21 protein-coding genes and 1 pseudogene are annotated in these 23,445 nt (G+C 45.7%); 13 read left to right on the top strand and 9 right to left on the bottom strand.

All coding sequences use genetic code 11. The annotated features are described in order from the left end of the window. Window positions 1–2: 2 nt before the first annotated feature. The 7 genes from DKT73_RS09100 (at window position 3) to DKT73_RS09070 (ending at window position 7,656) form a co-directional block, all read left to right on the top strand. Entirely contained in the window at window positions 3–1,094 is a 1,092-nt protein-coding gene (locus DKT73_RS09100) for a WD40/YVTN/BNR-like repeat-containing protein (RefSeq protein WP_111638244.1), read from the top strand. Continuing rightward, entirely contained in the window at window positions 1,091–3,493 is a 2,403-nt protein-coding gene (locus DKT73_RS09095; RefSeq protein ID WP_111638243.1) for an efflux RND transporter permease subunit, read from the top strand. Before DKT73_RS09100 ends, DKT73_RS09095 begins: the two co-directional genes overlap by 4 nt. Further along, entirely contained in the window at window positions 3,490–3,858 is a 369-nt protein-coding gene (locus DKT73_RS09090; RefSeq protein ID WP_111638242.1) for a Rieske (2Fe-2S) protein, read from the top strand. Before DKT73_RS09095 ends, DKT73_RS09090 begins: the two co-directional genes overlap by 4 nt. A gap of 23 nt (window positions 3,859–3,881) precedes the next feature. Further along, window positions 3,882–5,012, top strand: a complete 1,131-nt coding sequence (locus DKT73_RS09085) for an FAD-dependent oxidoreductase (protein ID WP_111638241.1) — start codon at window positions 3,882–3,884, stop codon at window positions 5,010–5,012. Between the two features lie 87 nt (window positions 5,013–5,099). After that, entirely contained in the window at window positions 5,100–5,675 is a 576-nt protein-coding gene (locus tag DKT73_RS09080) for a cupin domain-containing protein (protein WP_111638240.1), read from the top strand. A 14-nt stretch (window positions 5,676–5,689) separates the two neighbouring features. Beyond that, complete coding sequence (locus DKT73_RS09075) at window positions 5,690–6,673, top strand: fumarylacetoacetate hydrolase family protein (RefSeq protein WP_111638239.1); 984 nt, start codon at window positions 5,690–5,692, stop codon at window positions 6,671–6,673. 14 nt (window positions 6,674–6,687) lie between these two features. Further along, on the top strand, window positions 6,688–7,656 hold the full coding sequence (locus DKT73_RS09070) for an NAD-dependent epimerase/dehydratase family protein (RefSeq protein ID WP_111638238.1): 969 nt from the start codon (window positions 6,688–6,690) through the stop codon (window positions 7,654–7,656). A 34-nt stretch (window positions 7,657–7,690) separates the two neighbouring features. On the opposite strand, the gene DKT73_RS09065 is transcribed toward DKT73_RS09070, so the two are convergent. The 3 genes from DKT73_RS09065 to DKT73_RS09055 all read right to left on the bottom strand — a co-directional run bounded on the left by DKT73_RS09065 (window position 7,691) and on the right by DKT73_RS09055 (window position 10,344). After that, window positions 7,691–8,212 carry a hypothetical protein gene (locus DKT73_RS09065; protein WP_111638237.1) on the bottom strand — a complete coding sequence of 174 codons (522 nt, stop codon included), beginning with the start codon at window positions 8,210–8,212 and terminating at the stop codon, window positions 7,691–7,693. Window positions 8,213–8,311: 99 nt separating this feature from the next. Beyond that, entirely contained in the window at window positions 8,312–10,078 is a 1,767-nt protein-coding gene (locus DKT73_RS09060) for a sodium:solute symporter family protein (protein ID WP_111638236.1), read from the bottom strand. 5 nt (window positions 10,079–10,083) lie between these two features. Continuing rightward, on the bottom strand, window positions 10,084–10,344 hold the full coding sequence (locus DKT73_RS09055; RefSeq protein WP_111606312.1) for a DUF4212 domain-containing protein: 261 nt from the start codon (window positions 10,342–10,344) through the stop codon (window positions 10,084–10,086). Between the two features lie 155 nt (window positions 10,345–10,499). Here DKT73_RS09055 and DKT73_RS20170 point away from each other — a divergent pair. The 4 genes and pseudogenes from DKT73_RS20170 to DKT73_RS09040 all read left to right on the top strand — a co-directional run. After that, a pseudogene (locus DKT73_RS20170) lies at window positions 10,500–10,688 on the top strand (DUF6500 family protein); the annotation flags it as partial. 45 nt (window positions 10,689–10,733) lie between these two features. Continuing rightward, window positions 10,734–11,159, top strand: coding sequence for a VOC family protein (locus tag DKT73_RS09050; protein ID WP_332871644.1), 426 nt, complete (start codon window positions 10,734–10,736; stop codon window positions 11,157–11,159). Next, window positions 11,156–11,581: a GNAT family N-acetyltransferase gene (locus tag DKT73_RS09045; RefSeq protein ID WP_111638235.1), complete on the top strand. Its 426-nt coding sequence runs from the start codon at window positions 11,156–11,158 to the stop codon at window positions 11,579–11,581. Before DKT73_RS09050 ends, DKT73_RS09045 begins: the two co-directional genes overlap by 4 nt. 18 nt (window positions 11,582–11,599) lie before the next feature. After that, window positions 11,600–12,058: an MOSC domain-containing protein gene (locus DKT73_RS09040; RefSeq protein WP_111638234.1), complete on the top strand. Its 459-nt coding sequence runs from the start codon at window positions 11,600–11,602 to the stop codon at window positions 12,056–12,058. A 270-nt stretch (window positions 12,059–12,328) separates the two neighbouring features. Here the strand turns inward: DKT73_RS09040 and DKT73_RS09035 are convergent, their stop codons facing one another. The 6 genes from DKT73_RS09035 to DKT73_RS09010 form a co-directional block, all read right to left on the bottom strand. Continuing rightward, window positions 12,329–14,002 (bottom strand): aminotransferase class V-fold PLP-dependent enzyme, encoded by a 1,674-nt coding sequence (locus DKT73_RS09035; protein WP_111638233.1) that lies wholly within the window; start codon window positions 14,000–14,002, stop codon window positions 12,329–12,331. A 51-nt stretch (window positions 14,003–14,053) separates the two neighbouring features. Further along, the gene (locus DKT73_RS09030) at window positions 14,054–14,524 is read right to left on the bottom strand and encodes an Lrp/AsnC family transcriptional regulator (protein WP_111638232.1); all 471 of its coding nucleotides are present in this window, start codon (window positions 14,522–14,524) and stop codon (window positions 14,054–14,056) included. 369 nt (window positions 14,525–14,893) lie between these two features. After that, window positions 14,894–18,157, bottom strand: coding sequence for an efflux RND transporter permease subunit (locus DKT73_RS09025; protein WP_111638231.1), 3,264 nt, complete (start codon window positions 18,155–18,157; stop codon window positions 14,894–14,896). Then, entirely contained in the window at window positions 18,154–19,341 is a 1,188-nt protein-coding gene (locus DKT73_RS09020; protein WP_111638230.1) for an efflux RND transporter periplasmic adaptor subunit, read from the bottom strand. Before DKT73_RS09020 ends, DKT73_RS09025 begins: the two co-directional genes overlap by 4 nt. Beyond that, window positions 19,338–20,720, bottom strand: coding sequence for a TolC family protein (locus DKT73_RS09015; protein ID WP_111638229.1), 1,383 nt, complete (start codon window positions 20,718–20,720; stop codon window positions 19,338–19,340). Before DKT73_RS09015 ends, DKT73_RS09020 begins: the two co-directional genes overlap by 4 nt. 197 nt (window positions 20,721–20,917) lie before the next feature. Beyond that, on the bottom strand, window positions 20,918–22,342 hold the full coding sequence (locus DKT73_RS09010; RefSeq protein ID WP_111638228.1) for an aminotransferase-like domain-containing protein: 1,425 nt from the start codon (window positions 22,340–22,342) through the stop codon (window positions 20,918–20,920). A gap of 242 nt (window positions 22,343–22,584) precedes the next feature. On the opposite strand from DKT73_RS09010, the gene DKT73_RS09005 reads away from it, so the two are divergent. Together DKT73_RS09005 and DKT73_RS09000 are read left to right on the top strand one after the other, a co-directional pair. Beyond that, window positions 22,585–22,791 carry a hypothetical protein gene (locus tag DKT73_RS09005; RefSeq protein WP_111638227.1) on the top strand — a complete coding sequence of 69 codons (207 nt, stop codon included), beginning with the start codon at window positions 22,585–22,587 and terminating at the stop codon, window positions 22,789–22,791. Further along, window positions 22,788–23,396 carry a LysE family translocator gene (locus DKT73_RS09000; protein WP_111638226.1) on the top strand — a complete coding sequence of 203 codons (609 nt, stop codon included), beginning with the start codon at window positions 22,788–22,790 and terminating at the stop codon, window positions 23,394–23,396. Before DKT73_RS09005 ends, DKT73_RS09000 begins: the two co-directional genes overlap by 4 nt. The last annotated feature ends 49 nt before the right edge of the window (window positions 23,397–23,445 follow it).

Below are 23,445 nucleotides of genomic sequence, written 5' to 3'. Positions count from 1 at the left end.
TCATGTTTAGCCAAAAAAAAGCGGTAGCGAATCCTATCTTAGTCAATGTAACAGGCAAGTTGCTGATCATTGTGTTTGCTGCTCTGTTGTTTTGCCGAGTTGGAAGCGTTATGGCGGCCATACCTGATGCCATTGAGCGTCCCGCTATTGAGTCTACTTTGGGCGCGCATTCTGTCTTAATGTCAGTGACTCATTTAGGAGATAAGCTGATTGCCGTTGGTGAGCGAGGGTTAATTCTGTGCTCCGATGACAGCGGTAATAGCTGGCGCCAACTTTCTTCTCCGGTCAGTGTTACCTTGACTGGCGTGCGTTTCTTTGATGATAAAAATGGTTATGCCATCGGCCATGGTGGCATTGTGTTACGGACGACAAATGGTGGTGTCGATTGGGAAGTTCAATTAAATGGTCGCCAATTGGCAGACCATTTATTGCAATACGCTGAAGAATCAGGCAATGAAGAATCGCTTGGTCAGGCTCAGCTGCTTGTGGCAGACGGTCCCGATAAGCCTTTTTTAGATCTTTTGCTGCTTGGGCGTGATCATCTTGTGGTGGTGGGTGCTTATGGCTTTGCTTTTGAAAGCAAAGACGGTGGTGAGACGTGGGTATCTTGGATGGATCGTATTGATAATCCATTTGGTCTTCATCTGTACAGTATCCGCAAGCAAGATAGTCGCGTTCTTATTGTCGGTGAACAAGGGTTTGTGGCGCTGTCCGAAGACGGTGGTGAAACCTTTGAGACCATTGAAACCCCTTATGAAGGTAGCTTTTTTACCGCTCAGTTAATGGGGGGTGACGACATAGTGCTGGCGGGTTTACGTGGTAATACGTTCGTTTCTAATGATAATGGACAGGATTGGAAAGAGATTAAAAATCCGATTAGTTCGTCGATTATCGCTTCTTTTATTCACTCTGACGGACAGGTAATCATGGCTAATCAAGCTGGAGTATTGCTTGGCTTGAGAGAAAATCGATTGGTTCCACTTACCCGTAAGCGTCTTCCACCTTTAACCAATGTGCTAGAACAAGCAAACGGTAGTGTACTGGCTTTAAGCATCCATGGACCTGTCTCCATTGATGTTGGAGATTTCAAATGAAACATCAGTCTACTCATTTCGCTTCACCTGAAGAGACCTTTGATCCTAGATCAGGCTCTTTTATTGAGCGAGTGTTATTCAATCATCGTTTCGTCGTTATTATTATTTGTGCCTTGGTGACGGGGATATTAGGCTGGCAAGCAACCAAATTAACCATTAATGCGAGCTTTGAAAAAACCTTACCCACTCATCAAGAGTATATTCAAAACTATTTAAAATATGAAAATGAGCTAACCGGATTGGGCAATGCATTACGTATTGCCGTGGTGAATCCTAATGGCAGCATTTACGACGCTCATTATCTTGAGCTATTGCGTCAGTTTAGTGATGAAATTTTTCTTCTTCCTGGTGTAGATCGGGTTCAAATGGCTTCACTGTGGACACCGTCAACTCGCTGGATTGGGGTAACAGAAGACGGTTTGGATGGCGGTCCGGTGATCCCAGAAGGTTACGACGGTTCTCCTGCTAGCTTACAAGAACTCAAAGCGAATGTGGCGCGTTCTGGGCAAATTGGTCAATTGATCGCTGCGGATGAAGAATCCTCTATCATCTACATGCCATTGCTAAGTGAAAGTGCCACGGGTGAAGCGTTGGATTACGCAAAATATTCTGATGTGTTGGAAGAACTGCGTGCCAAGTATCAAGCCGAAGGCCTAGAAATCCATATAACCGGTTTCACTAAAGTAATGGGGGATTTAATTGAAGGCGTACAGGCCGTTTTATGGTTCTTTGCCTTAGCGGTGGTGATCGCCACCATTATGGTGTTTTGGTATACCCGTTGCGTGCGTTCAACCTTCTTAGTGGTATTTGCTTCTCTGTTAGCGGTGGTTTGGCAGTTGGGTATTTTGCCTACGCTGGGGTACGTATTAGATCCTTATTCAATCTTGGTGCCTTTTTTGGTGTTTGCTATTGGTATGAGCCATGGCGCACAGAAAATGAATGGCATTATGCAAGACGTTGGCCGTGGTTTTGACAAGTTAGTCGCAGCAAGGTTTACATTCAGACGCTTGTTCATGGCGGGTTTAACGGCGTTGTTAGCCGATGCGGTTGGCTTTGCTGTGTTGTTAGTGATCGACATCAAGGTGATTCAAGAGTTAGCCATTGCGGCTTCTATTGGGGTTGCCGTATTGATCTTCACTAACTTAATTATTTTACCCATTATGCTGTCTTATGTTGGGGTTGGTGAAAAGGCAGCACAACGCAGTGTCATCAATGATATTGACGCTGATAACGTAAAAAAAATGCCTGCTCTGTGGGTCTTTTTAGATAAGTTTACCCAGCGTCAATGGGCAATAGGCGCCTTGATAGCAGGTGCCGTATTAGCCGTTGTGGCATTCTCGCTAAGCACTCAATTGAAGATCGGCGATCTCGATCAAGGCGCGCCTGAGTTACGTCAAGACAGTCGCTATAATCAAGACATTGCTTTTATGAATCAGCATTATGGTGCGTCCAGTGATGTCATGGCGATCATGGTAAAAACCCCTGATGGTGAGTGTTCTCAATACGAAACTCTGAAGAAAATAGACGCGCTTGAATGGCAATTACGCCAGCTTCCTAGTGTGGAATCGACAAACTCCTTAGCCCTACTGTCTCGCCGTGTGCTATCTGGTTTAAACGAAGGCAACCCTAAATGGTACGAGTTTCTACCAAACCAAAGTATGTTGAATTACATCACAGCGGGCGCACCACGAGGTTTGTATAACAATAGCTGTAATCTATTGACGGTTTACGTCTATTTACAAGATCACAAAGCGGACACCTTGAGTAACATTGTTAATCATGTGGAAGCTTTTGCTAAAGACAATAATACCGACGATGTGCAGTTCCTATTGGCTGCGGGCAGTGCGGGGATTCAAGCGGCAACGAACATTTCAGTAAAAGCCGCTTGGTATCAGATGTTGTTTCTTGTGTATGGTGCCGTGGCTTTATTGTCCCTTATTACATTCCGTTCGTTTAAGGCTGTCGTTGTGGCGTTACTTCCTCTGATGCTGACGTCCATTATGGTGGAAGCCTTGATGGTGCAATTAGGCATGGGGGTGAAGGTGGCGACCTTGCCGGTTATTGCCTTAGGGGTTGGCATTGGGATCGATTACGCCCTCTATATTCTGTCTATTACCATGGTGGGTTTACGTCAAGGCACGAGTTTGTCGCAGTCTTATTTAAGGGCACTCAATTTCACTGGCAAAGTGGTGATGTTAACGGGTGTGACCTTATCGGTTGGTGTGATTACTTGGATTGCTAGCCCGATTAAGTTTCAAGCGGACATGGGCTTGTTGCTGGCGTTTATGTTCATTTGGAACATGCTGGGTGCCTTGATTCTGTTGCCAGCGCTTGCGCATTTTTTGCTTAAGCCAAAATACATAAGTACCACAAAACCACATGCTGAGTCGGTGTTATGAGTGGGGAAGAGTCAAAGGTGCTTTGTCATATTGATGACATTGATGAAGGCACAACAAAAGGTTTTTTGGAAAACAACGCTGGGCAGGATTTGCTCTTCATTGTGAAGGTAAAAGGACAATTATTTGCTTGGCGAAATGCTTGTCCGCATGTTTCAGGGGCCCCCATGGCGTGGCGTAAGGATGCTTACATGGATGCTAAGAGGCAACATGTAGCCTGTCATGCCCATGGTGCCTTGTTTGAACCTGATACGGGAATGTGTATTCAAGGTCCTTGTCTTGGTAAGGCATTAGAGAGCATTCCGGTTTATGTTAATCAAGCAGGTATGGTTTCGATTCGAGTAACAGACATTAGTTTATTGTACTAACAACAAAAATAAGGAGTCATTAAATGGCTGCAGTGAATAGAGTATTGGTCATTGGTGGTGGTTTCTCCGGTATGGCCACAGCAATTAAAATGCGCCGTCATGGGATTCAAGTGGATCTGGTTGAGATTGATCCAGAATGGTGTGAATTGGGTGCCGGTATCACTATCAATGGCGCCTCCATGCGGGCATTAGAAAACCTTGAACTGTATCAACAAGTGGTTGAACAAGGCTGTGTTACCGATGGTGTAGCGATTCATTTGGCCCATGGACCTCTTGTGATGGAGCTGCCAACACCCAGCCCAGTTGGTTCTTCTGTGGGAGGCAGTGGTGGTATTTTCCGTCCTACTCTCGCTCGTATTATGTCTACTGCGACTCTTGAGTCAGGAGTCAATGTCCGCTTGGGTTGTACTTATACTGAAATGATCCAGTCAGAAGAAGACGTTACTGTGCGTTTTACGGATGGTACGACTCAGTCTTATGATCTTGTTGTTGGTGCAGATGGCGTACATTCAAAAATTCGCAAAGAATTTTTCCCTGAAGTGCCTGATCCTGAATACATAGGTCAAGGCGTGTGGCGAGCCATTATGCCTCGTCCAGCCGAGATTAATCGTGTGACCATGTGGTTGGGAGATCACCTTAAACTTGGGGTAAATCCAGTATCCGATACGCATATGTATATGTTTATCACTGAAGATCGCCCAACGAAAGAACACATAGATAAAGCGAGTTGGCCGCAAATTTTTGCTGGTTTGATGGAAAACTTTCCCAATCCTATTGTTGAAGCGCTGGTTCCTCATGCTTTCGCTGAAGACGCGAATATCGATTACCGCCCACTGGCTAACTTATTAGTAAAAACACCTTGGAACAAAGGCCGTTTGGTGATGATAGGCGATACGGTTGCGGCGACCACGCCTCATCTTGCTTCGGGTGCCGGGATTGGTATCGAAAGCGGTATCGTATTGGCGGATGAATTGGCTGCGAATGATGATCTGCAAATGGCGTTTGATAAATTCCATGAGCGTCGTTGGGAGCGTTGTCGTATGGTCGTGGAAAATTCTGAGCGCTTGTGCCATATCGAAATTCATGGTGGCGATAAGGCCGAACACTCAAAAATTATGGGACAGTCATTAATGGCGTTAAGTCAGCCAATTTAATACTCCCTTTGGGCAGTGCGATGATGTCTATTGCTGACCACTGTCACTTTTTTCTATCCATATTTTGTTTTATTCAAGAGGTTTTTGATGAGCTTTCCGGATATTTACCGTGTGGTAACAGGCCATGACGAAAATGGCAAAGCGGTTATTTTAGAAAATGGCCCACTTAATACTGTGATGGATTTAGAGGCAGTTCCAGGTACTCGATTTCATGAGGTCTGGAATACCGCCGAGAGTCCAGTTTGCATATCACATACACAAGCCGACCCAACGCTTGGCCCTGTTATGTTACCACCGTTGAAAACGGGGACTCGTATTCGGTTTGTTGACATACCACCAGATACTGAAGAATTTTTGACTCAAGGTAAAGGCAAGATGAAAGAGATGTTTTCAAAAGTCGGTGATGAAGAGGCTTCAACAGTGAAAGAAGACTCGCCTCATCCTTTGATGCATCGCACCGAATCTGTGGACTACGGCATTGTCATTGAAGGTGAATTAACCTTGATTGTGGATAAAGGCGAAGCGCTTTTGAAGCCGGGCAGTGTCGTTGTACAGCGTGGAACTAACCATGCTTGGGCGAATCGTTCTGGAAAAATGTGCCGTATTTTATTCATTTTAGTTGGCGGTCAGTACGACGATGAACTTGCCAAGGCTTTAGCTTAATAAGGAATAACAGTATGAAATTTGCAACCTTGCCTAATGGTTCATTAGATGGCCGCTTAGTCGTCGTATCGAAAGACTTAACCAAAGCAGTCGATGCGACGCTTATCGCCTCTAATTTATTGTCGGCTGTGCAAAGCTGGCAGGAAAAGTCAGCAGATCTACAAGCCCTGTATGATGCGTTAAACGCGGGAAAAGTCGATGATGCTTTTGATTTTGATCCGTCCGTTTGCCTTGCGCCATTACCCAGAAGTCCACAGTGGCTAGATGCTTCTGCTTTTACTAATCATGGCAAGCTGATGGAGCAAGCATTTAACACCAAACCCATTCCTGATTTCGATACGATTCCGGTGATGTATCAAGGTGCCAGTGATGATTTCCAAGGACCAACGGCCGATATGTCAATGCCAAGCGAAAGCGATGGGATCGACTTTGAAGGGGAGTTTGGTGTAGTCACAACAGCGGTGCCTATGGCCGTTTCGGCAGAAAAAGCAGCCGATCGTATTTGTTTAATCGTGCAGATTAACGACTGGAGTTTACGGTCATTTGGGCCACGTGAGATGGCAACAGGCTTTGGTTTTTTGCAAGCTAAACCCTCTTCTAGTTTTGCGCCAGTTGCCGTGACTCCAGATGAACTGGGGGATGCGTGGCGTAACGGTCGAGTAAATATGCCTCTTTATGTGACTTGGAATGATCAGCGTTTTGGTGAGCCTCATGGCAGTGAAATGAACTTTTCGTTTCCGCAATTGATTGCTCATGCGGCACGTACTCGCAAATTAAGTGCGGGCTGCATTATTGGTTCGGGTACGGTTTCTAACCAATCTCGTGAAGCAGGGTCTGCCTGTATTGCTGAGCGAAGAGTGATTGAAAAAATTGATCTAGGTGAAATCAAAACTCAGTTCATGCGCTTTGGGGATAAAGTCCGTATGCAGGCGAAGTTTGATGATGGCCGCGATGGCCCATTTGGTGTGATTGAGCAAAAAGTCATAGCGAACACATAAAGAAGGGCTGTCAAATGCATGTATTAATTACGGGGGCAAATGGCTTTGTTGGACAAGCGCTGGCAAAGAAAATTTTGTCCCAGGGTTGTGTTGGTGATAGCAAGGTCTCGCGTTTGACCTTGCTGGATCGTCAGTTTGAGCGGACTGTTTCTGAGGGCTCCATTCCAGATATAGTGGTGGAGCAACATGATGGCGACCTTGCAGATGCTCAATGGTTGAAAGACACGCTAGAGCGTTTTCCCATGGATGTTATTTTTCATCTAGCCAGTATTCCCGGTGGTATGGCGGAAAAAAATGACGAACTCGGCCGCAGAGTGAATATTGATGCCACCATGACCTTGCTGGAAATCTGCAAAACGCAAACACAATCGATAGGGCGCAAGTCTATATTGGTGTTTGCTAGCAGTATTGCTGTCTTTGGTATTATGCCTGATCTCGTCACCGATGATACGCCACTGAAACCTCAGATGAGTTATGGCGCGCACAAAGTCGTGGGCGAGGTGATGATCAACGATTTTAGCCGTCGTGGTTGGGTGGATGGTCGTTCCTTGCGTTTGCCTGGGGTACTGGCTCGTCCTCCCGCAGAAACGGGTCAACTGTCGGCTTTTTTGAGCGATATTATTCGCGAAGTATCTCAAGGCCATGCTTTCGTTTGTCCTATGTCTGCTGAGTCGAAAACCTGGGCATCTTCTCTGCCGAACATCATTGAAAATTTATTGTATGGCGCCGCAGTCGAAGAAAGCAAGCTCAAGTCGAATAGAACCTTCACCTTACCCACTCTCTGTTTCAGCATGGCCGAAATGGTTGAGGCTCTTGGCTTGGTGTATAAGCAAAACGCAAATGAACTCGTTAGCTATGAACCCAATCCCATGATTGAAAACTTGTTTGGACGTTTTCCACTGTTAGAAACCCCTTCTGCCAATGAGGTAGGTTTTAAACATGATGGGGATCTATATAAATTAGTTGAACGGGCTTTGTTGTGATGGACAACACTATTTTAGTTTGTCTATTTTTGTACTATCCCGCACACACTGCTTTTAGTAATAAATCATCGCTTTCAAGTGGATACCAAGTTGAAGCAGAAGGTTGTTTTGCTTCTTTGGACGCTGTAAAGGATTGGGTGAAATCTGTTCTTGCGCCTTGTACGCAATCGATAATTTGAGGCACACGTTTGGCCATGTGACGGCGTTCAAAAAAGTATAAGTCGACTAAGACTAAGTTTGGGTCGATTTTGTTTTTTGCTGAGTTGGCGACGTCGGCCGCAATAAAACGCATGGTTTGAGGGAAAACGTAGCTCCAAGGACGCCATGGGGCTTCTTCTTGAACGGTTTTTACTACAACAACGCCTTCGGGCAATAAGCTGGCTTGGTGATCATACCATTCGTATTCTCCTTGGATTTGGAAGCCAAGCATGGCTCCGCCAGCAAAGACAGGAACGAGCCATTTAGGTGCGGCTTGTTTGGTCAGTTTTCTTAATAACAGCGCGATACCTGCGCCGCCGATACCGGCAAAAACAGTCGCAATGAGTTCCCAAAACATAAGTATTCTCTTAAATGTATTTATGTGGTGTGTAGTATAGAGAAGTTGGGCCTCACAAAGAAGGTGAGGCCCAACGATTGGCTATGATGGAATTAACCTTTAATGGTCAACGGCACCGCCAGCACCTTGAGGATAACGAACACTTTCAACGAGGTCTTGGATTTCTTTTGGTGGTGGCGCTGTCATCGAAGAGACAGTAAACGCGACCACAAAGTTAATCACTGCACCAATCGCACCGAATGACAATGGAGATACTCCGAACCACCAGTTGTCAGGTGTGTTGGCGAATGACGCCGTACCTGGGATAAAGAACCAGCCAAGGAATAAGAAGATATAAACCAAGGTAGAGATCAGACCCGCAAGCATACCAGCGACTGCTCCCGTGCTGTTCACGCGTTTGGAGAAGATCCCCATCATGAGAGCTGGGAAGATAGAGGCCGCTGCGATACCAAAGGCCAATGCCACCACTTGCGCGGCAAAGCCTGGAGGGTTCATACCGAGATAGGTTGCTACAGCAATAGCAACGAACATGGATACCCTTGCGACTCTTAGTTCTCCTTTATCACTGATATTGGGGTTGATAGAGCCTTTGATCAAGTCATGACTGATTGCAGACGAAATAGCCAACAGCAGACCCGCGGCAGTGGACAGTGCGGCGGCCAAGCCACCTGCTGCGATCAAACCCACAACCCAACCTGGAAGATTGGCAATTTCTGGGTTTGCCAATACAAGGATGTCACCGTTAACCGTTAACTCATTGCCTTCCCAACCACGAGCCGTTGCTTCATCTTTAAAAGCAGGAACGTCGTTATAGAATTGCACACGACCATCGCCATTTTTATCGTCAAACTTGATAAGACCGGTCGTTTCCCATGTTTGAACCCAATCAGGACGCTCAGCGTACTCAATAGGTGCCGCCGTTGGGCCAGAAGGATAGATAGTAGTCAATAGATTCAAACGTGCCATAGACGCAACAGCAGGTGCTGTTAGGTATAGCAAAGCAATGAAGACTAGTGCCCAGCCAGCAGACCAGCGCGCATCGGCCACTTTAGGAACCGTGAAGAAACGAATGATAACGTGTGGTAGACCTGCTGTACCTATCATGAGGGATAGAGTGAACAGAACCATGTTGAGTTTGTTGTCAACATCAGCCGTGTAATCTCTAAAACCCAGTTCACGAACCACTTCGTCTAGTTTCTGCAATAAAGGCATACCGGATTCTGTGTGGTTAGAGAAAAGACCAATAGCAGGGATAACCGAGTCTGTTAGTTGTAAGGAGATGAATACCGCAGGAATCGTATAAGCAATGATCAATACCACATACTGCGCAACCTGCGTATAAGTGATGCCTTTCATGCCGCCCAAAACGGCGTAGAAGAATACAACCACTGCCGCGATCAAAAGACCGGTATTGTTATCGACTTCTAAGAAGCGAGAGAAGGCCACGCCTGCACCGGTCATTTGACCGATAACATAGGTTACCGACGCAATGATCAAACAAGCCACCGCGACGAGACGGGCGGTATTGCTGTAGAAACGATCACCGATGAAGTCTGGCACAGTAAACTTGCCAAATTTACGCAAGTACGGTGCGAGCAACATCGCCAGCAGTACATAACCTCCAGTCCAGCCCATTAAATACGTTGAGTTAGCATAACCGCCTGCCGCGATTAAGCCTGCCATAGAAATGAAAGAGGCTGCAGACATCCAGTCCGCTGCGGTTGCCATACCATTTAATACCGGATGGACACCACCGCCTGCGACATAAAACTCTTTTGTCGACCCGGCTCTAGCCCAAATAGCAATACCGAAGTAAAGCGCAAAGGAACCACCGACGAACAATAGGTTGATAGTAAATTGATCCATACGATTTACTCCTGAAGGCCAAATTCTTCATCAAGTTTGTTCATTCTCCAAGCGTAGAAGAAGGTCAACAAGATGAATACAAGGATAGAGCCCTGTTGAGCAAACCAGAAACCTAGGTCGGTTCCTCCGATTTGAATGCCTGAGAGCATAGGACGAAGTAAAATGGCACAACCATAGGATGCTAGCGCCCAAACCACCAAACTACCCAAGATGAGCCTTAGGTTGGCTTGCCAGTATTTTTCTGCATTAATGTTATGATCTGACACGGTAGATCTCCTTATAATTATTTTTATACGCCCTGTTAATTTAGCAGGCGTTTGTCTAATAAGAAGTCAGACTTTAGTCGCATAGTGTGATTTTTAACCGCGATGTCTATGTGCGTGAATCGTGTAATAAAAACGAGAAAGTAAGAGTAGATACAATGTATAAAGAGATTAAACAGAAGATTCTTTCGGTTTGTGCAGAAAAAATCAGGAAAAAGGGCGAAAACGTTCAGGTATCGTTTTATGCTTTCTTTGCCAATAAAAACGATGATCCAAAGACCTTGATGGCGATTGCTCGCTGGTGGATAGAAGGACATCAATTGAATCATTTTGAAAAAGCCACCAAAGTTTATTCCTTGGTCGCATCACTTGATGATGCCTCTGCCTTTCAATTGCCTGCCGTTCAACAAGACAAAGGTCTCAATCACCTGACCTTGAGTGTTACCAATCTTGAGGCTTCACTTCATTTCTATTGTGATCTGCTTGGTTTTAAAGGTGAGGTTCGTTGGAATACGGGGGCTTACTTGTCGTATGGCAATTGTTGGCTCTGTTTGTCATTAGGTGAAGCGAAACCCAGTCAGGACTATACGCATTTTGCGCTTAGTTTTGATGCTCTAGCCATATCTTGTATTCAGAAAAAAGCAGCGTTTAAAGCGGTAAAAATCTGGCAAGAAAACACGAGTGAGGGAGATTCTTTATACATTAAAGATCCAGATGGACATAAACTTGAACTTCATGCAGGATCTCTAGCAACCCGCCTTGAATCTTTAATAGCCAAACCCTATGAAGGACTCATTTGGATGGAACCATCTTTATGACAATATTGAAGCATTCTCTTATTGTTCAAGTGATTGCTGCCGAAGAGACATTAGCGATTCGGCAGTGTGTGCTTTGGCCTGACAAATCGATTGATTTTTGTCGGATCAGCGACGACGAAGAAGGGGAGCATTTTGGTGTGTTTATGGGCAGTAGCCTAGTGTCAGTGGCTTCTGTGTTTTATGATGGTAGATCAGCAAGACTGAGAAAGTTTGCCACATTACCTGAGTATCAAGGTCAAGGTATTGGTAGCTTGCTGCTAACCTCCATCATTGAACGGCTTAATAGACAAACGCTGACTTATTTTTGGTGTGATGCTCGGGAAAGCGCAATGACTTTTTATGAAAAGTTCGGCATGACGAGCCAAGGTGAGCGATTCTATAAAGGTGATATTCCTTATCGCAAAATGTCCTTAACATTCTAAGAAATAGAGAGGTACTGGGTGATTCAAGCAATTTTCGTATCGAAAAAATCGAAACAGTCTCAGATCGGTATCGATGCTGTGAAAGTCGATGCGGGCAAAGGCATTGTAGGTGACCGATATTACGGCAAGAAGGGCAGTGACGGCCCTAATATTACCTTTGTGGAAAGTGAAGAAATCGCCGCTTTTAATGCAAACTTCGGCCAAAATATTGGTCTTTCTGCCACCAGACGAAACATAGTGACTCAAGGTGTGCGACTGAATCAGCTGGTTGGGCAAGAGTTTTCCATTGGTGACGTCCGTTTTTATGGCGTGGAATTGTGCGAACCCTGTGGTTCATTAGGAAAATCTTTAGCGAATGACTCTATATCCTCGCCGCAGGTCGTGAGAGCGTGGCTACGCCGCGGCGGTTTGCGTGCAAATGTCTTGAGTACGGGAATATTAAGGACGGGCATGCAGTTTAATTTGATCCAGAAATGAGCGCATTGAAATGAGCGAATGGCTGTTTATTCGAGTCTGATTTTTGATCTCTGTGACGGATCACTTCTTTGTTCCCTGATTTAAAAACCTGTGACTGTTTGATTTATCTGTTTTTTAAGTCGGCCTTTCGGCCGTCAAAAGTCAGATCACACCAAAACCCTTGACGCGCCACAGCATAATCAACAATATCGGCTGAAGTGGTTTTTTGCAGGATGAACAATGTTCAGTATTGTTCGAGTGATAAGCCGATACCCTGTCTTTTATAAGCTTTTAAACAAGATCCTCTGCCAGCACAAAACGTTTAATGTCGTTATATTCTTTATTAAACGGTTGCGCTTGCCGTTTGTATTTCCCTGCTAGGCAGTTTTTCACAATGTCTTCTGCTTGTGCAAGGTAGTTGTTTTTGTCTCCAGCTAAGCTTGTTTGCGGTGCTATTTTCAGTGGTTGCCAGAGCAGATCATTGAGGGATTTTGGTGTGGTTGATGTGCCTTGGAAACGCCATAAATCTGCGCCTTGATCGTAAGCATAGTAGGGCAATAGGGTCGTGCCGTGTTTGGCAACAAAGTCAATGGCCTCTAAAATAAATTTAGCCTCGGTGTCGTCTAAGAAATAGTTTAAATTGAAGCGAACCCAACCCGGTTTTACTAATTTTTCGCCTTTCTTCAAGGCTTCTTGAATGCGTTCTGATTCCGCTTTGTTGATGCCTAAAAGTTGATGACCATAAGATCCCGCGCAGGAGCAACCGCCGCGAGCTTGGATACCGAATACATCATTTAAGACAGCCGTAATAAAACCATGATGTAAATAGCCAAATTTGGTATTGATACGAAACGCGGTAATCGATAACCGGGCGGCATCAGCATGACCTAATCGCTCAATAGTGGGGTGATTATGCCAATGCTTGTCAATCAGCTGCACGAGCTCGTGTTCACGGGTTTCAATGGCTTTTTCGCCCACAGTTTGTTTGAGCTGAAATACTAAGCCTGCGCGAATGGCTTCGACAATACCGGGCGTACCACCTTCTTCTCGACGAACGCCAATGGGTAAAAAGGTATGATCCTCTGGCGTGACAAAAGAAACGGTCCCACCGCCAATGAGACTGGGTTTTTGGTTACTGATAATGGCTTTTTTGACCACCAAAACCCCCGGAGTTCCCGGACCACCAATGAACTTATGGGTTGAGAAAAACAGTGCGTCTTTGGCCAGTATTTTGTCTGTACTTGGATTCATATCTAAGGCCACATAAGGGGCTGCTGCGGCAAAATCCCAAAAAGCGAGGGCGTTATAACGATGCAGCAAGGCAGTAATGGCATCCTGATCGCATAAAATCCCAGTCACGTTGGACGCGGCGCTGAAACTGCCAATTAAGCGTTTATTTTGATTTGCCTTTAGTTGTGCTTCTAAAGCAACTAAACAAACGTCACCGTCTTGTGATTCTGGGATACGGATGACGTTAACGCCCAGTTCTCGCCAAGGTAACTCATTGGAGTGATGCTCATAAGGGCCAATAAAAACGCAGACGTTTGTTTTTTCAGGTTCAGTCAATTGGCGCAACCCCAATTGACTTATTAGAGTATTAATCGCGCTGGTGGCGCCACTGCCACAAAATATTACCAAGTCCTCGGGGGATGCATTCACGGCTTGTTGAATTTGTAGACGAGCTTGCTCGCGAAAGGCGGTCGTTTGTTGGCCTGTGGCATTGGCTTCGGTGTGCGTATTGGCGTATAGCGGTAAGACATGTTGACGAATGGCGTCTTCGATAAAATCCAGACTGCGGCCTGATGCGGTGTAGTCGGCGTACGTTAAGGTTCTGGCGCCAAAAGGTGTTTGTATTTGCGTGTCTTTACCAATAATGCCATCACGAATACGGGCAAGCAAAGCGTCTTGCTCAAATGATGTATTGGCTTCTAGGGGCGTTGTTTTTTCTGCGGCCGTAATGGACATGTTTCTTTCCTCATTTCGTTTGCCGCACCAATCAATCTGTTATCCCATCCCTTATTTTGTCAGGGCAGGTAAAGGCAACTGAGTTGTCCACTTGATCTGCTCCATGGCGAAATTGGAAGTGACGTCAGTTAATGCGGTGGCACTAATCAATCGTTTGTAAAATTTGTCGTAAGCTGGGATGTCTTTGACCAGCACGCGTAATAAATAATCGTATTCCCCCGCCATACGATAAAATTCCACCACTTCAGGGAATTCCGCAACAACGCGAGCAAATTCATCGGCCCAATGGGCATCATGCTGATTGGTTTTCACTTGCACAAAAACCGATACACCTAGGCCAAGTTTATCTGCGTCTAACAGAGCGACACGACGTTTGATAAAACCCGCGTTTTCAAGCTTTTGAATGCGTCGCCAGCAAGGGGTTTTTGATAGGCCAACTTGTTGCGCCATCGACTCTGTAGAAATACTATCATCACTTTGAATTAAGGCAAGTAGTTGCAAATCTATCTCATCTAAGTGCATTTTGTTCTCTTTTTAGTGAATTAATTAGGAATATGTTTCTAATTGTCGTGTTTTTTTTCGCTTGCTGCAACTAGGTTCCTTGACCTTGTCTAATGGAGGAATTTGGTTTTTCACCTGATGGAAAAAAAACGCTCAAAAAGACAGATATTTTTAAAAAATGAGGCTGTTGATCGTATTCGTGAGAGAGTTTTGTGTAAGATTTCCCCGTTTTGAAGTGCGTTAATAAGTGACAGGGAATGTTCGGTTTAAAATTGCTAGGCTTGCTTTTAGTTCGATAGAGAGTTCGATAGAGGTTGCAGCGCTCGCCAATAAATCGCATAGAAAAGCCAAGAGACCCTTGAATAAATCGGGTCTCTTGGCCTGTTTGTTTTACTCGCCTTCGTTAGCCGGTTCCAAGGTTTCCATTGTCTTATGTTTTAATCGGTGAATGAGCTGATGAACATCTTCTTTTATCATCAATAATACAGGGATCAATATGAGCGTGATTACCGTGGCAAACATGATGCCGTAGGCGAGGGATACGGCAGCAGGTATGAGCATTTGCGCTTGTCTTGAGGTTTCCCACAAAATCGGAATTAAGCCCGCGAAAGTCGTAAATGACGTCAGCAATACCGCCCGTAGTCGACTACGACAGGCGAGGCTTATGGCCTTTTTGACATGGCTGGTTTCATGTCTAAGGTCATTGAAGCGTGACACCAGTAACAGACTGTCGTTGACCACCACACCGCTGAGCGCAAGAATGCCGTTTAGGGAGAAAATCCCCAACGCTAGATTGTTCATCCAATGACCAAGTAACGCACCGATAATGCCAAATGGTATCGCCATCATGATAATCAGCGGCTGCGAGTAGGATTTTAACGGTATAGCCAAGAGACCATAAATGATTAACAGGGCAATAAGGAACATTTCCGACATAGAGGATTGTGTCTTCTCCCTTTGTTCCGCTTCTCCTGAGAAGTAAATGGAAACACCAGCAAACTGGCGCAGCATTTGCGGTACCACGGCGTTTTGTAAATACTCAACCACCTCAGTAGAAGACATGATGTCTTTGTCTACCTCCGCTGAGAGGTATTGAGATCGTTTGCCATCAATACGGATAATGCGAGTCTCGGCATCTTCTTGAGAGAGCGTGGCGACAGTCGACAGTGGGACTCGGGTACCGTCTGCTAAGACGACTTTTGTGTTCATGACGGCAGCAGGGGACTCTTTCTGTTCGCTTGGGTAGCCTAAGCGCACTTCAACCTCGGAATTGTCACGTTGGTATTTTTGCACAACCTGACCGTCAAAATTACGGGCAACTTGGGTGGCTAATTCACTGGAAGATAAGCCCAGTAGTCGACCTTGATCCGTCAGTTTAAGGGTAAGGCGCGATTCGGTTGGTTCGTTATTTTGCTCGATGCCCGTTACCGCAGGCAGGGTATTCAGTTGTCTTAATAGCTCTTCCATGGCGCCATTAAGCACACTGGTATCGTTGCCACGAAGTTCTATTTTTAGAGCGTCCACGGTTTCACGCGCGCTGCGAATTCTGAGGTTTTTCACGCCTTCCGGCATACCTGATAGCTGCTGCCATTTATTGGCGAACTGTTCTGAAGTGTAAGGTCTGTCATCATCAAGTTCGATACGGATATCACCGGATTGATCATCACTTGCTGTCACTTGAATGTTTTTGATAGCCACATCGCCTTTCGGCTGCGCTGATTTTGTCGCGTTGTTTTCTCCTAGACTGGCACTGGCCGCTGTTTTTTGTTTCGGGGCTTCCTCTGCATTGGTCATAGGGCGACGGCGTTCGCTGGTTTCACTACGCAATGCAATATCGGCTTGATAAGCCTTTTCTTCCAACTCTAATAAGACCTTGTTGGTTTGTCCGTAGCTGACATCGTTATACATAGTGAGTGAACCACGGACAGTATCGCCTGGAATTTGGGGGAAGAAACTCATGCGTATGGCGCCCGTAAACGGCATGGAGATTACCAAGACAAAAATGGCGACAAATAAGAGACAGATTGCGTATCTATGGTGCAGCGAGAAGTCTATTGTCGGGCGATACACTCGTTCACTAAACCATTGCAAGCCAAAATCGGCGCCTTGTTGTACCATAGCCCAAGCCTTGGAGAGTGGATTGGTGCGAGTTGATTTCTGGGTGTTGATATGGGCAAGGTGAGCCGGCAGGATGAGTTTTGATTCAATCACTGAGAGAATGAGGCAAATAGCCACAACGGTCGCAAATTGCGAATATAACTGACCTAAACGACCTTCTATGTTGGACAACGCCCAGAATGCTGCAACCGTGGTAAATACCCCAAAGAGGGTGGGTATCGCTACTGTCATGGTGCCTTTTATGGTGTTACCAATGGTGTCACCTTCTTTAGAGCGAACGGTATAGACGCTTTCCCCCACGACAACGGCATCGTCTACCACGATTCCCAGTGCCATTATAAAGCCAAATGTAGTAAACATGTTCAGCGTTAAGCCAATGCTTTCGGTGCCCATAAAAAATAGGGTGCCAAAGAAGATAAAGGGCAGGCCCATTGCCACCCAGAAAGCGACAGTCACGTTGAGAAAAATGGCCAGTAAGATAAAAACCAATAACACGCCTGTAATGGCGTTTTCTACCATTAACTCTAGACGTTGGTTTATGGACTCACTGCGATCATACCAAGTGCCGAGTTTCACATTGGCGGGCAGTCGTCCATTGTCTTGCCAATCTTGAATCACCGCTTTAGCGCCGAGTACGGAATTAGATATGTCACTGATGCCAGTGGTGAGGACTTGAATCGCGAGGCTGTTTTCACGATTGAAACGCGATAAAACAAAGTCATCGTCATCAAAGGTGTCCCGTATGTTGGCGATGTCACCAAGCAAAAGTTTTCCGCCTTTGTCATTGGTAAGAACAGGGATGCGGGCAAATTCACTTTTTATATAGGCCTGTTCTGATGCGCTGATTGTTAAATAAATATGTTCATCGCGCAGTGTTGCCACTTGCGCGGGAGACGATTCTGCGTTGATGGCCGTGGCTATATCAGACAAGGTGAGTCCATAGGATTCGAGCTTGTTTTTGTCAATGTCTATCATGATGGTTGGGTCTAACCAACCAGAGACAGAGGTGGCACTGATGTTTTCATTGGCTAGCAAATCGGACTCCAGTTCATCCGTTAGTTTTTGCAACGTGCGTCGATCAACATCGCCATAGAGTTGAATCCAAATAGAATGTTCCTCCCGTGTGGCTTTGGTGACAACGGCTGGATCGGCTTCATCCGGAAAAGACGAAATCTGATCTACTTTGTCTTTGACGTCCGCGAGCAAGATATCTATGTCATAGCCATCTAGCATTTCGATGCTGGTGCTGGTGGCACTGGCTGTTGAAGATGTGGTGATGTTTTTGATGCCAGAAACACCTTGTAAGGCCTGTTCTAATGGAATCGCAATGCCTTCTTCGTTCTCTTTGGCCGACCCAGTGTCATTGCTAACAGAGATAGCCACGCGGTTGGGTGTTAAACTAGGGAAGGCTTCTTTATTCAAAGAGCCCATGTTTAGAATCCCTAAACTGATGACCAAAATCAGCAGTAAATTTGCCGCAACTGGGTTATTAGCAAACCAAGGAATAATGCCTTTAGGTTGATCCATTGGGCTCATGGTTGCACGCTCTTGTTGGTTGCGTTTGCAGTATCATGTGTTTTCACTAAAGTGCCCTTTAAATAACTGTTATAAGGTTGAATAAGGACCTGATAGGTTCTGTTACGCATAGACTCGGGCACTTGAATATAAACGTATTTAGTGTCGACAAAGCGCGGTGTGGTTTCAAAAGCAGCCAATCGACTGTCATCATCCACATACCAAATTTCGCTCTTTTGGCTTAACGCAGTATTAGGAAGGCGCCACAAATTGTCGAGGCGTTTGCCTTGAATAGAAACGTCAACAAAGGCCCCAGGTATCAGCGGTGGGGTTTGTTTCAAGGGATGATCAACACTGATGGTAAGGCTGCGCATTCTTGTTGTTTCATCTATATGCTGGTTGATGCTTAATACCTTACCCTGCCATGTTTCGTTGCTATCAATGCTGGATACTAAGACAGGCCAGTTTTTCAATAATGTGTTTGTATCGGGGAGCTTCAGCCAGTCGCTGTTAGAGAGATCGAGTTGGATTTCGGCTCGGTCTGTACTGTATAAAGTGGCTATTTCACTGCCTGTACTAAGGTACGAACCTGGGGACACATTTCGCGTAATGACCAAGGCATCAAAAGGGGCGATTAATTTTGTATAGGCTAATTTGGTTTGCGCATTGTCTAGGGCGGCTTTTGCGGCTTCTACTTCAGTCTTGGCGGCCGCAAGTTGAGGGGCTCTCAGTACTAAATCTGAGTCAGGTTCCCCTGCAAATCCCGCCGCTTGCCATTCGGCTTTGGCCTGTTCTCCTTGGCGAATTTCTTCTTTAAGGGCAAGCTCAGCGGCAGCTAGTGTATTTTTTGCGCTGGCGACTGAGCTATTGAGCTCACTGTTTTGCAGTTGCCCTAGCTCTTGGCCTTTTTTAATCACTTGGCCTGATTCAAATTGGTTGGAAAGACGAATGACTTCACCACTCACTTGGCTTGTCATCGTGAGTGAATATCTTGGTTTGACTAGCCCTGAAGCGTTAATGGTAGCCGCATAGCTGCCTGTCGTAGTGGTGAGAGTTGAAAGCTCTACCGCCTGTTCTGGCGCGGCTGGACGGGGTGTTTGTATTCTATTTTTTTGGGCTTCCATAGCGTGAGTTACATAAAAATAAACGCCCGCAATGGCGATGCCAGCCAGCAGTAAGGTGATCCACTGAGAAAGGTACTTCATTCCGATTTTACTCCAAGCCCAAGTGCGAGCCCTAAATCGACTCTGTTAGATAAGTGTTGGTAAATTAAATTGTCCAATTGCGCTTCTAAATCAAAGGTGGTTTCTTGGACGTTGATCAAATCGTTTAATTCAACGAGGCCAGTACGATATTTTTTCTCATACTGATTGAGGTTTTTTTGCGAGCTGGCAAGAGCGTCCTGTATATGGCGCACTTGTTGAGACAAGACGCGTTCTTGTCCTAGGGTATTTTCGACTTCATTAACCGCTGTTAACAGCGTATCGCGGTATTCTTGATAGGCTTGGGCGGTTTCTAACTTGGCGATTTCTGCGGCGGCTTTTAACTGTCCTCCTTGATAAAGCGGCTGAGTAATTTGCCCCAATAAAGACCAAATGGGAGAGCCAAATAACGCGGTTCTTGGTGAGGCTGCCGTTTCGCTCAAGGTTGCGCTGAGACTGATACTGGGCAGCATGTCTTTGTAGGCAACAGAGGTGTTTAAATCCGCTGCTTCAATGGCTAAATACGCAGACTTTAAGTCAGGCCGGCGTTGCAAGTTTTGGTTTGGGAAATCACTAAGGGTAAGATTTACCCTGGGGTAATCCGCATTTATTACAAAATCTACAGGGTCAGTACGGCCTAAATACAGCTGTAAATTACGTATTTCGATGGCCAGATTTTCTTGGTATTCCACTAGGTCTGCTTTCGACTGGGAGGCGGAAGTGCGCGATTCATCTAATGCTTCTAAATCCCCTAGACCATTTCTGAAGCGTTTTAAAATGAGTTTTTCATTGGCTTCCAACAGGGCGAGGCGTTTTTCTTCGATGGTGATGGCGTGTTGCTTTGCCGTAATCGCAAGCCAAGATTTAATAACATTGGCGACCAAGGTGTCTCGACTGGCCTGAAAAAGCGCTTCATCGCTGGCGAGGGTTTTTGCTGTGGCTTGTTCTGCTTGTGCAAGTTTTTGCCACAAGTCGGCTTCCCAGCTAATGCTCAGATCGGCCTTATAGCTGGTACTCTCGCCTTCTGACTTATTGCTTGAAAAGCCGGCTTCAACACTGGGGAGTGAATCGCCTTGTTGGCTTTTTAGGCTCCATAGACTGGCTTGCAACGTAAGCTGTGTTTTTTGTAGGCTCGGGTTGGCCTGCAGGGCTTGTTGAATTAAGCCCTCTAGTTGCGGGTCGTTGATCAGATCTGTTAAGTAACTTGCTGGCGCGATTTTGTCCATTGTTTGCCAATGGGTGGCTTTGGATTCGCTGACTGCGTCTAGATCGCTTTGTGCCAAACTCGCGAAGTCTTCACGTGTTTGTGTAGGGCTACAGGCGATCAGTGCCATGCTTAGGCAGAGTAACCCTATTATGTTCAAGCAAGGTCGAGTGATCATTCACATTCCTAGTTTCAAGAAGGCTGAGTACATAGCATTATGCTCTGTAGATGACATTAGATGAGCAAGGTATTGGATTATTGCGTTTTTACATCAAGGCTTTAAGTGTATTTGCGTTTCTTTACAAGACGATGTCGCAAACGTGGCTCGACTATTGAGTTGATATTTGTTTACTACGCAAAAGCAGGTGGATTGGTTCACCCGACTTTTGCTCGTAACTCAACGCCCTGTAAAATCGTTGCTAACGTTTTGATTGCCCATTCACGTTTTTCGGCGCTTTGTTCACTAAAGTTGAGTCGGAAACAATTGCGATATTTACCCGTAGCAGAGAAAAGTGGGCCGGGAGCAAAGCCGACGCCTTCTTCACGGCAGTGTTCTACCAATTTCATGCTATCAAGGTGGGTGTGAAGCTCTACCCATAAAATAAAGCTGCCGTCAGGGTAGCTGACTCTGGTATCACTGGGCAGATAGGTTTTAATGGCATTAAGTAGATGGTCACGTTGTTGCTCGTAGTGTTGCCTCATTTGACGTATGTGCTTGGCGTAGCCGCCTAGACGAATGAACTTCGCGATGGCGAGTTGAGGGAGTACTGGGCACATAGAGCTGCTCACGTATTTTACGTGTGTTACTTTATCTCTGTAGCGACCGGGAGCGATCCAGCCAACACGCATACCGGGAGCGATGGTTTTGGAGAAAGAAGAGCACAACAGTACTCGGCCATCGGTATCAAACGATTTGATGGTTCTAGGGCGAGGGAATTGATAAGAGATATCACCGTAGATATCGTCTTCAATAATAGCGATATCATAGCTTTGTGCTAACCGATAGAGCTGCTCCTTTTTATCCTCTGGCATGGTGTAGCCCATGGGATTGTTGCAGGTCGGGGTGACAAAAATCGCTTTGATTGGCCATTGATCTAGTGCCAATTCCAAAGCCTCTAAGCTGATGCCTGTTTCGGGATGGGTTGGGATTTCCATGGCTTTTAGGTTTGCGGCTTTAATGGCCTGCATAGAACCATAAAAGCTGGGGGATTCAATCGCGATAATATCACCGGGTTTTGTCACGGCTCTAAGGCAAACCGATAAGGCTTCTTGGCAGCCAGATGTCACCACCACGTCATCTGGGTGTAATTGGCAGCCAGAGGCGACGGCAAGCCGGCAAAGCTGAGTCCGTAGCTCTTCCGTGCCACGAATATCGGCATAACCCAAGCCAAGCTCTGGTTTTTGTTTGGCAAGATCCGCTAAGGTCTTCAGCAAGGGCTTTAATGTTGGCGCTGTCATGTCTGGCATCGCGTGCTGTAACTGTACGCCTTTGTGATTACTGCGAATCATCAGCATATTGAGTACTTCTTCCCACTGCGACACTTCTAAAGGACGCTGTGGGGGTCTAGAAACACTGGGTAAACTGTCTTTTTTGCGAGAACAGACAAAGTAACCCGATTTAGGTCGCGCCTCTACAAGGGCATCTTGTTCTAGTTGGCGATAAGCTTCTTGGACCGTAGAGATGCTTACACCATGTTCTTGAGCCAGCTGTCGGACTGATGGGAGCTTGTCACCAGGCTTATAGAAATCATGCTGTATGTGCTCTCGTAGGCGATTGGCTAAATTTTTATAGAGTATCATGGTGTGTTCCCTTTCGATGGCGACGCTTAAACTAATATACCCCTTGATTGTAGGTCTTTTTCTGTATGGATTTAACCATACAGATTGGGGTTTATTGGATCATACAGTATGCTTTCTATGTCTTCTGTATGTTTGGTTAGAGTATTTTCTGAGTCTGTATTGCTTTTATTACATGCTTTAAAGTAACTACTCATACACATACCACATTTGAATTCTACAATGTGATTAAAAAGGAGCGTGTCATGCTTATCGTTAGCCTATTGGTTTCTATTCAACACAGCGTAGTGCGTTTTAAAACACGTAAAAAGATGGCTCTCTTAACGGCTCAGCAGAGGATGGATATTGGTTTGACTGTAGAGCGTCAACAGGCAGAAATCTCGCGAGCGACTTGGCTGGGTTTTTTGAAAGATCTGCGGTTAACCATAAAAGAGAAAGGACGATCACTATGATAGACGTGTCTTTTTTCTTAGCACTTGCCATGTTTGCTTTTGTGACCTCAGTGACGCCTGGGCCGAATAATATTATGTTGTTAGCATCAGGGGCTCAGTTTGGTTTTCGCCGAACCTTGCCGCATATGTTAGGTATTGTGTTAGGGGTTGCTACGCTATTGTTGTCTACCTTGCTTGGCCTTGGAGCACTATTTACCTTGTATCCTCCTTTGTACAGTGTATTGAAATGGGTAGGCTGTGCGTATTTATTGTGGTTAGCATGGAAAATTGCCAGTGCACCAGTGGGCAATCTAGACACTAAAAAAGCGTCTTCTTCTCCGATGTCATGGTGGCAGGCTTTGCTGTTTCAATACGTCAATCCGAAAGCGTGGATGATGGCGATTGGGTGTGTGAGTACCTTTTCGATTGCGGGTGACCTGTATGCTCAGTCTGGCTTGTGGATGATTGTTTTGTTTGCTGTTGTAGGATTTCCTGCTATTGCTATGTGGGCTTGGGCGGGGGTGAGTATTCGTCGTTGGTTGACGGATCAAAAACGTCAGCGTTTGTTTAATCTTTGTATGGGCATGGCTACTGCGTCCACCTTGTTGTTGATTATTGCTCAGTAAATGCTTTTGATGGAGTGTTGACGTGACAGAAAAACAAAATGAAAACGGC

This window comes from Marinomonas shanghaiensis, from assembly GCF_003259175.1.
Classification (GTDB): Bacteria; Pseudomonadota; Gammaproteobacteria; order Pseudomonadales; family Marinomonadaceae; genus Marinomonas; species Marinomonas shanghaiensis.
This window is presented reverse-complemented; position numbering and strand designations above follow the sequence as displayed.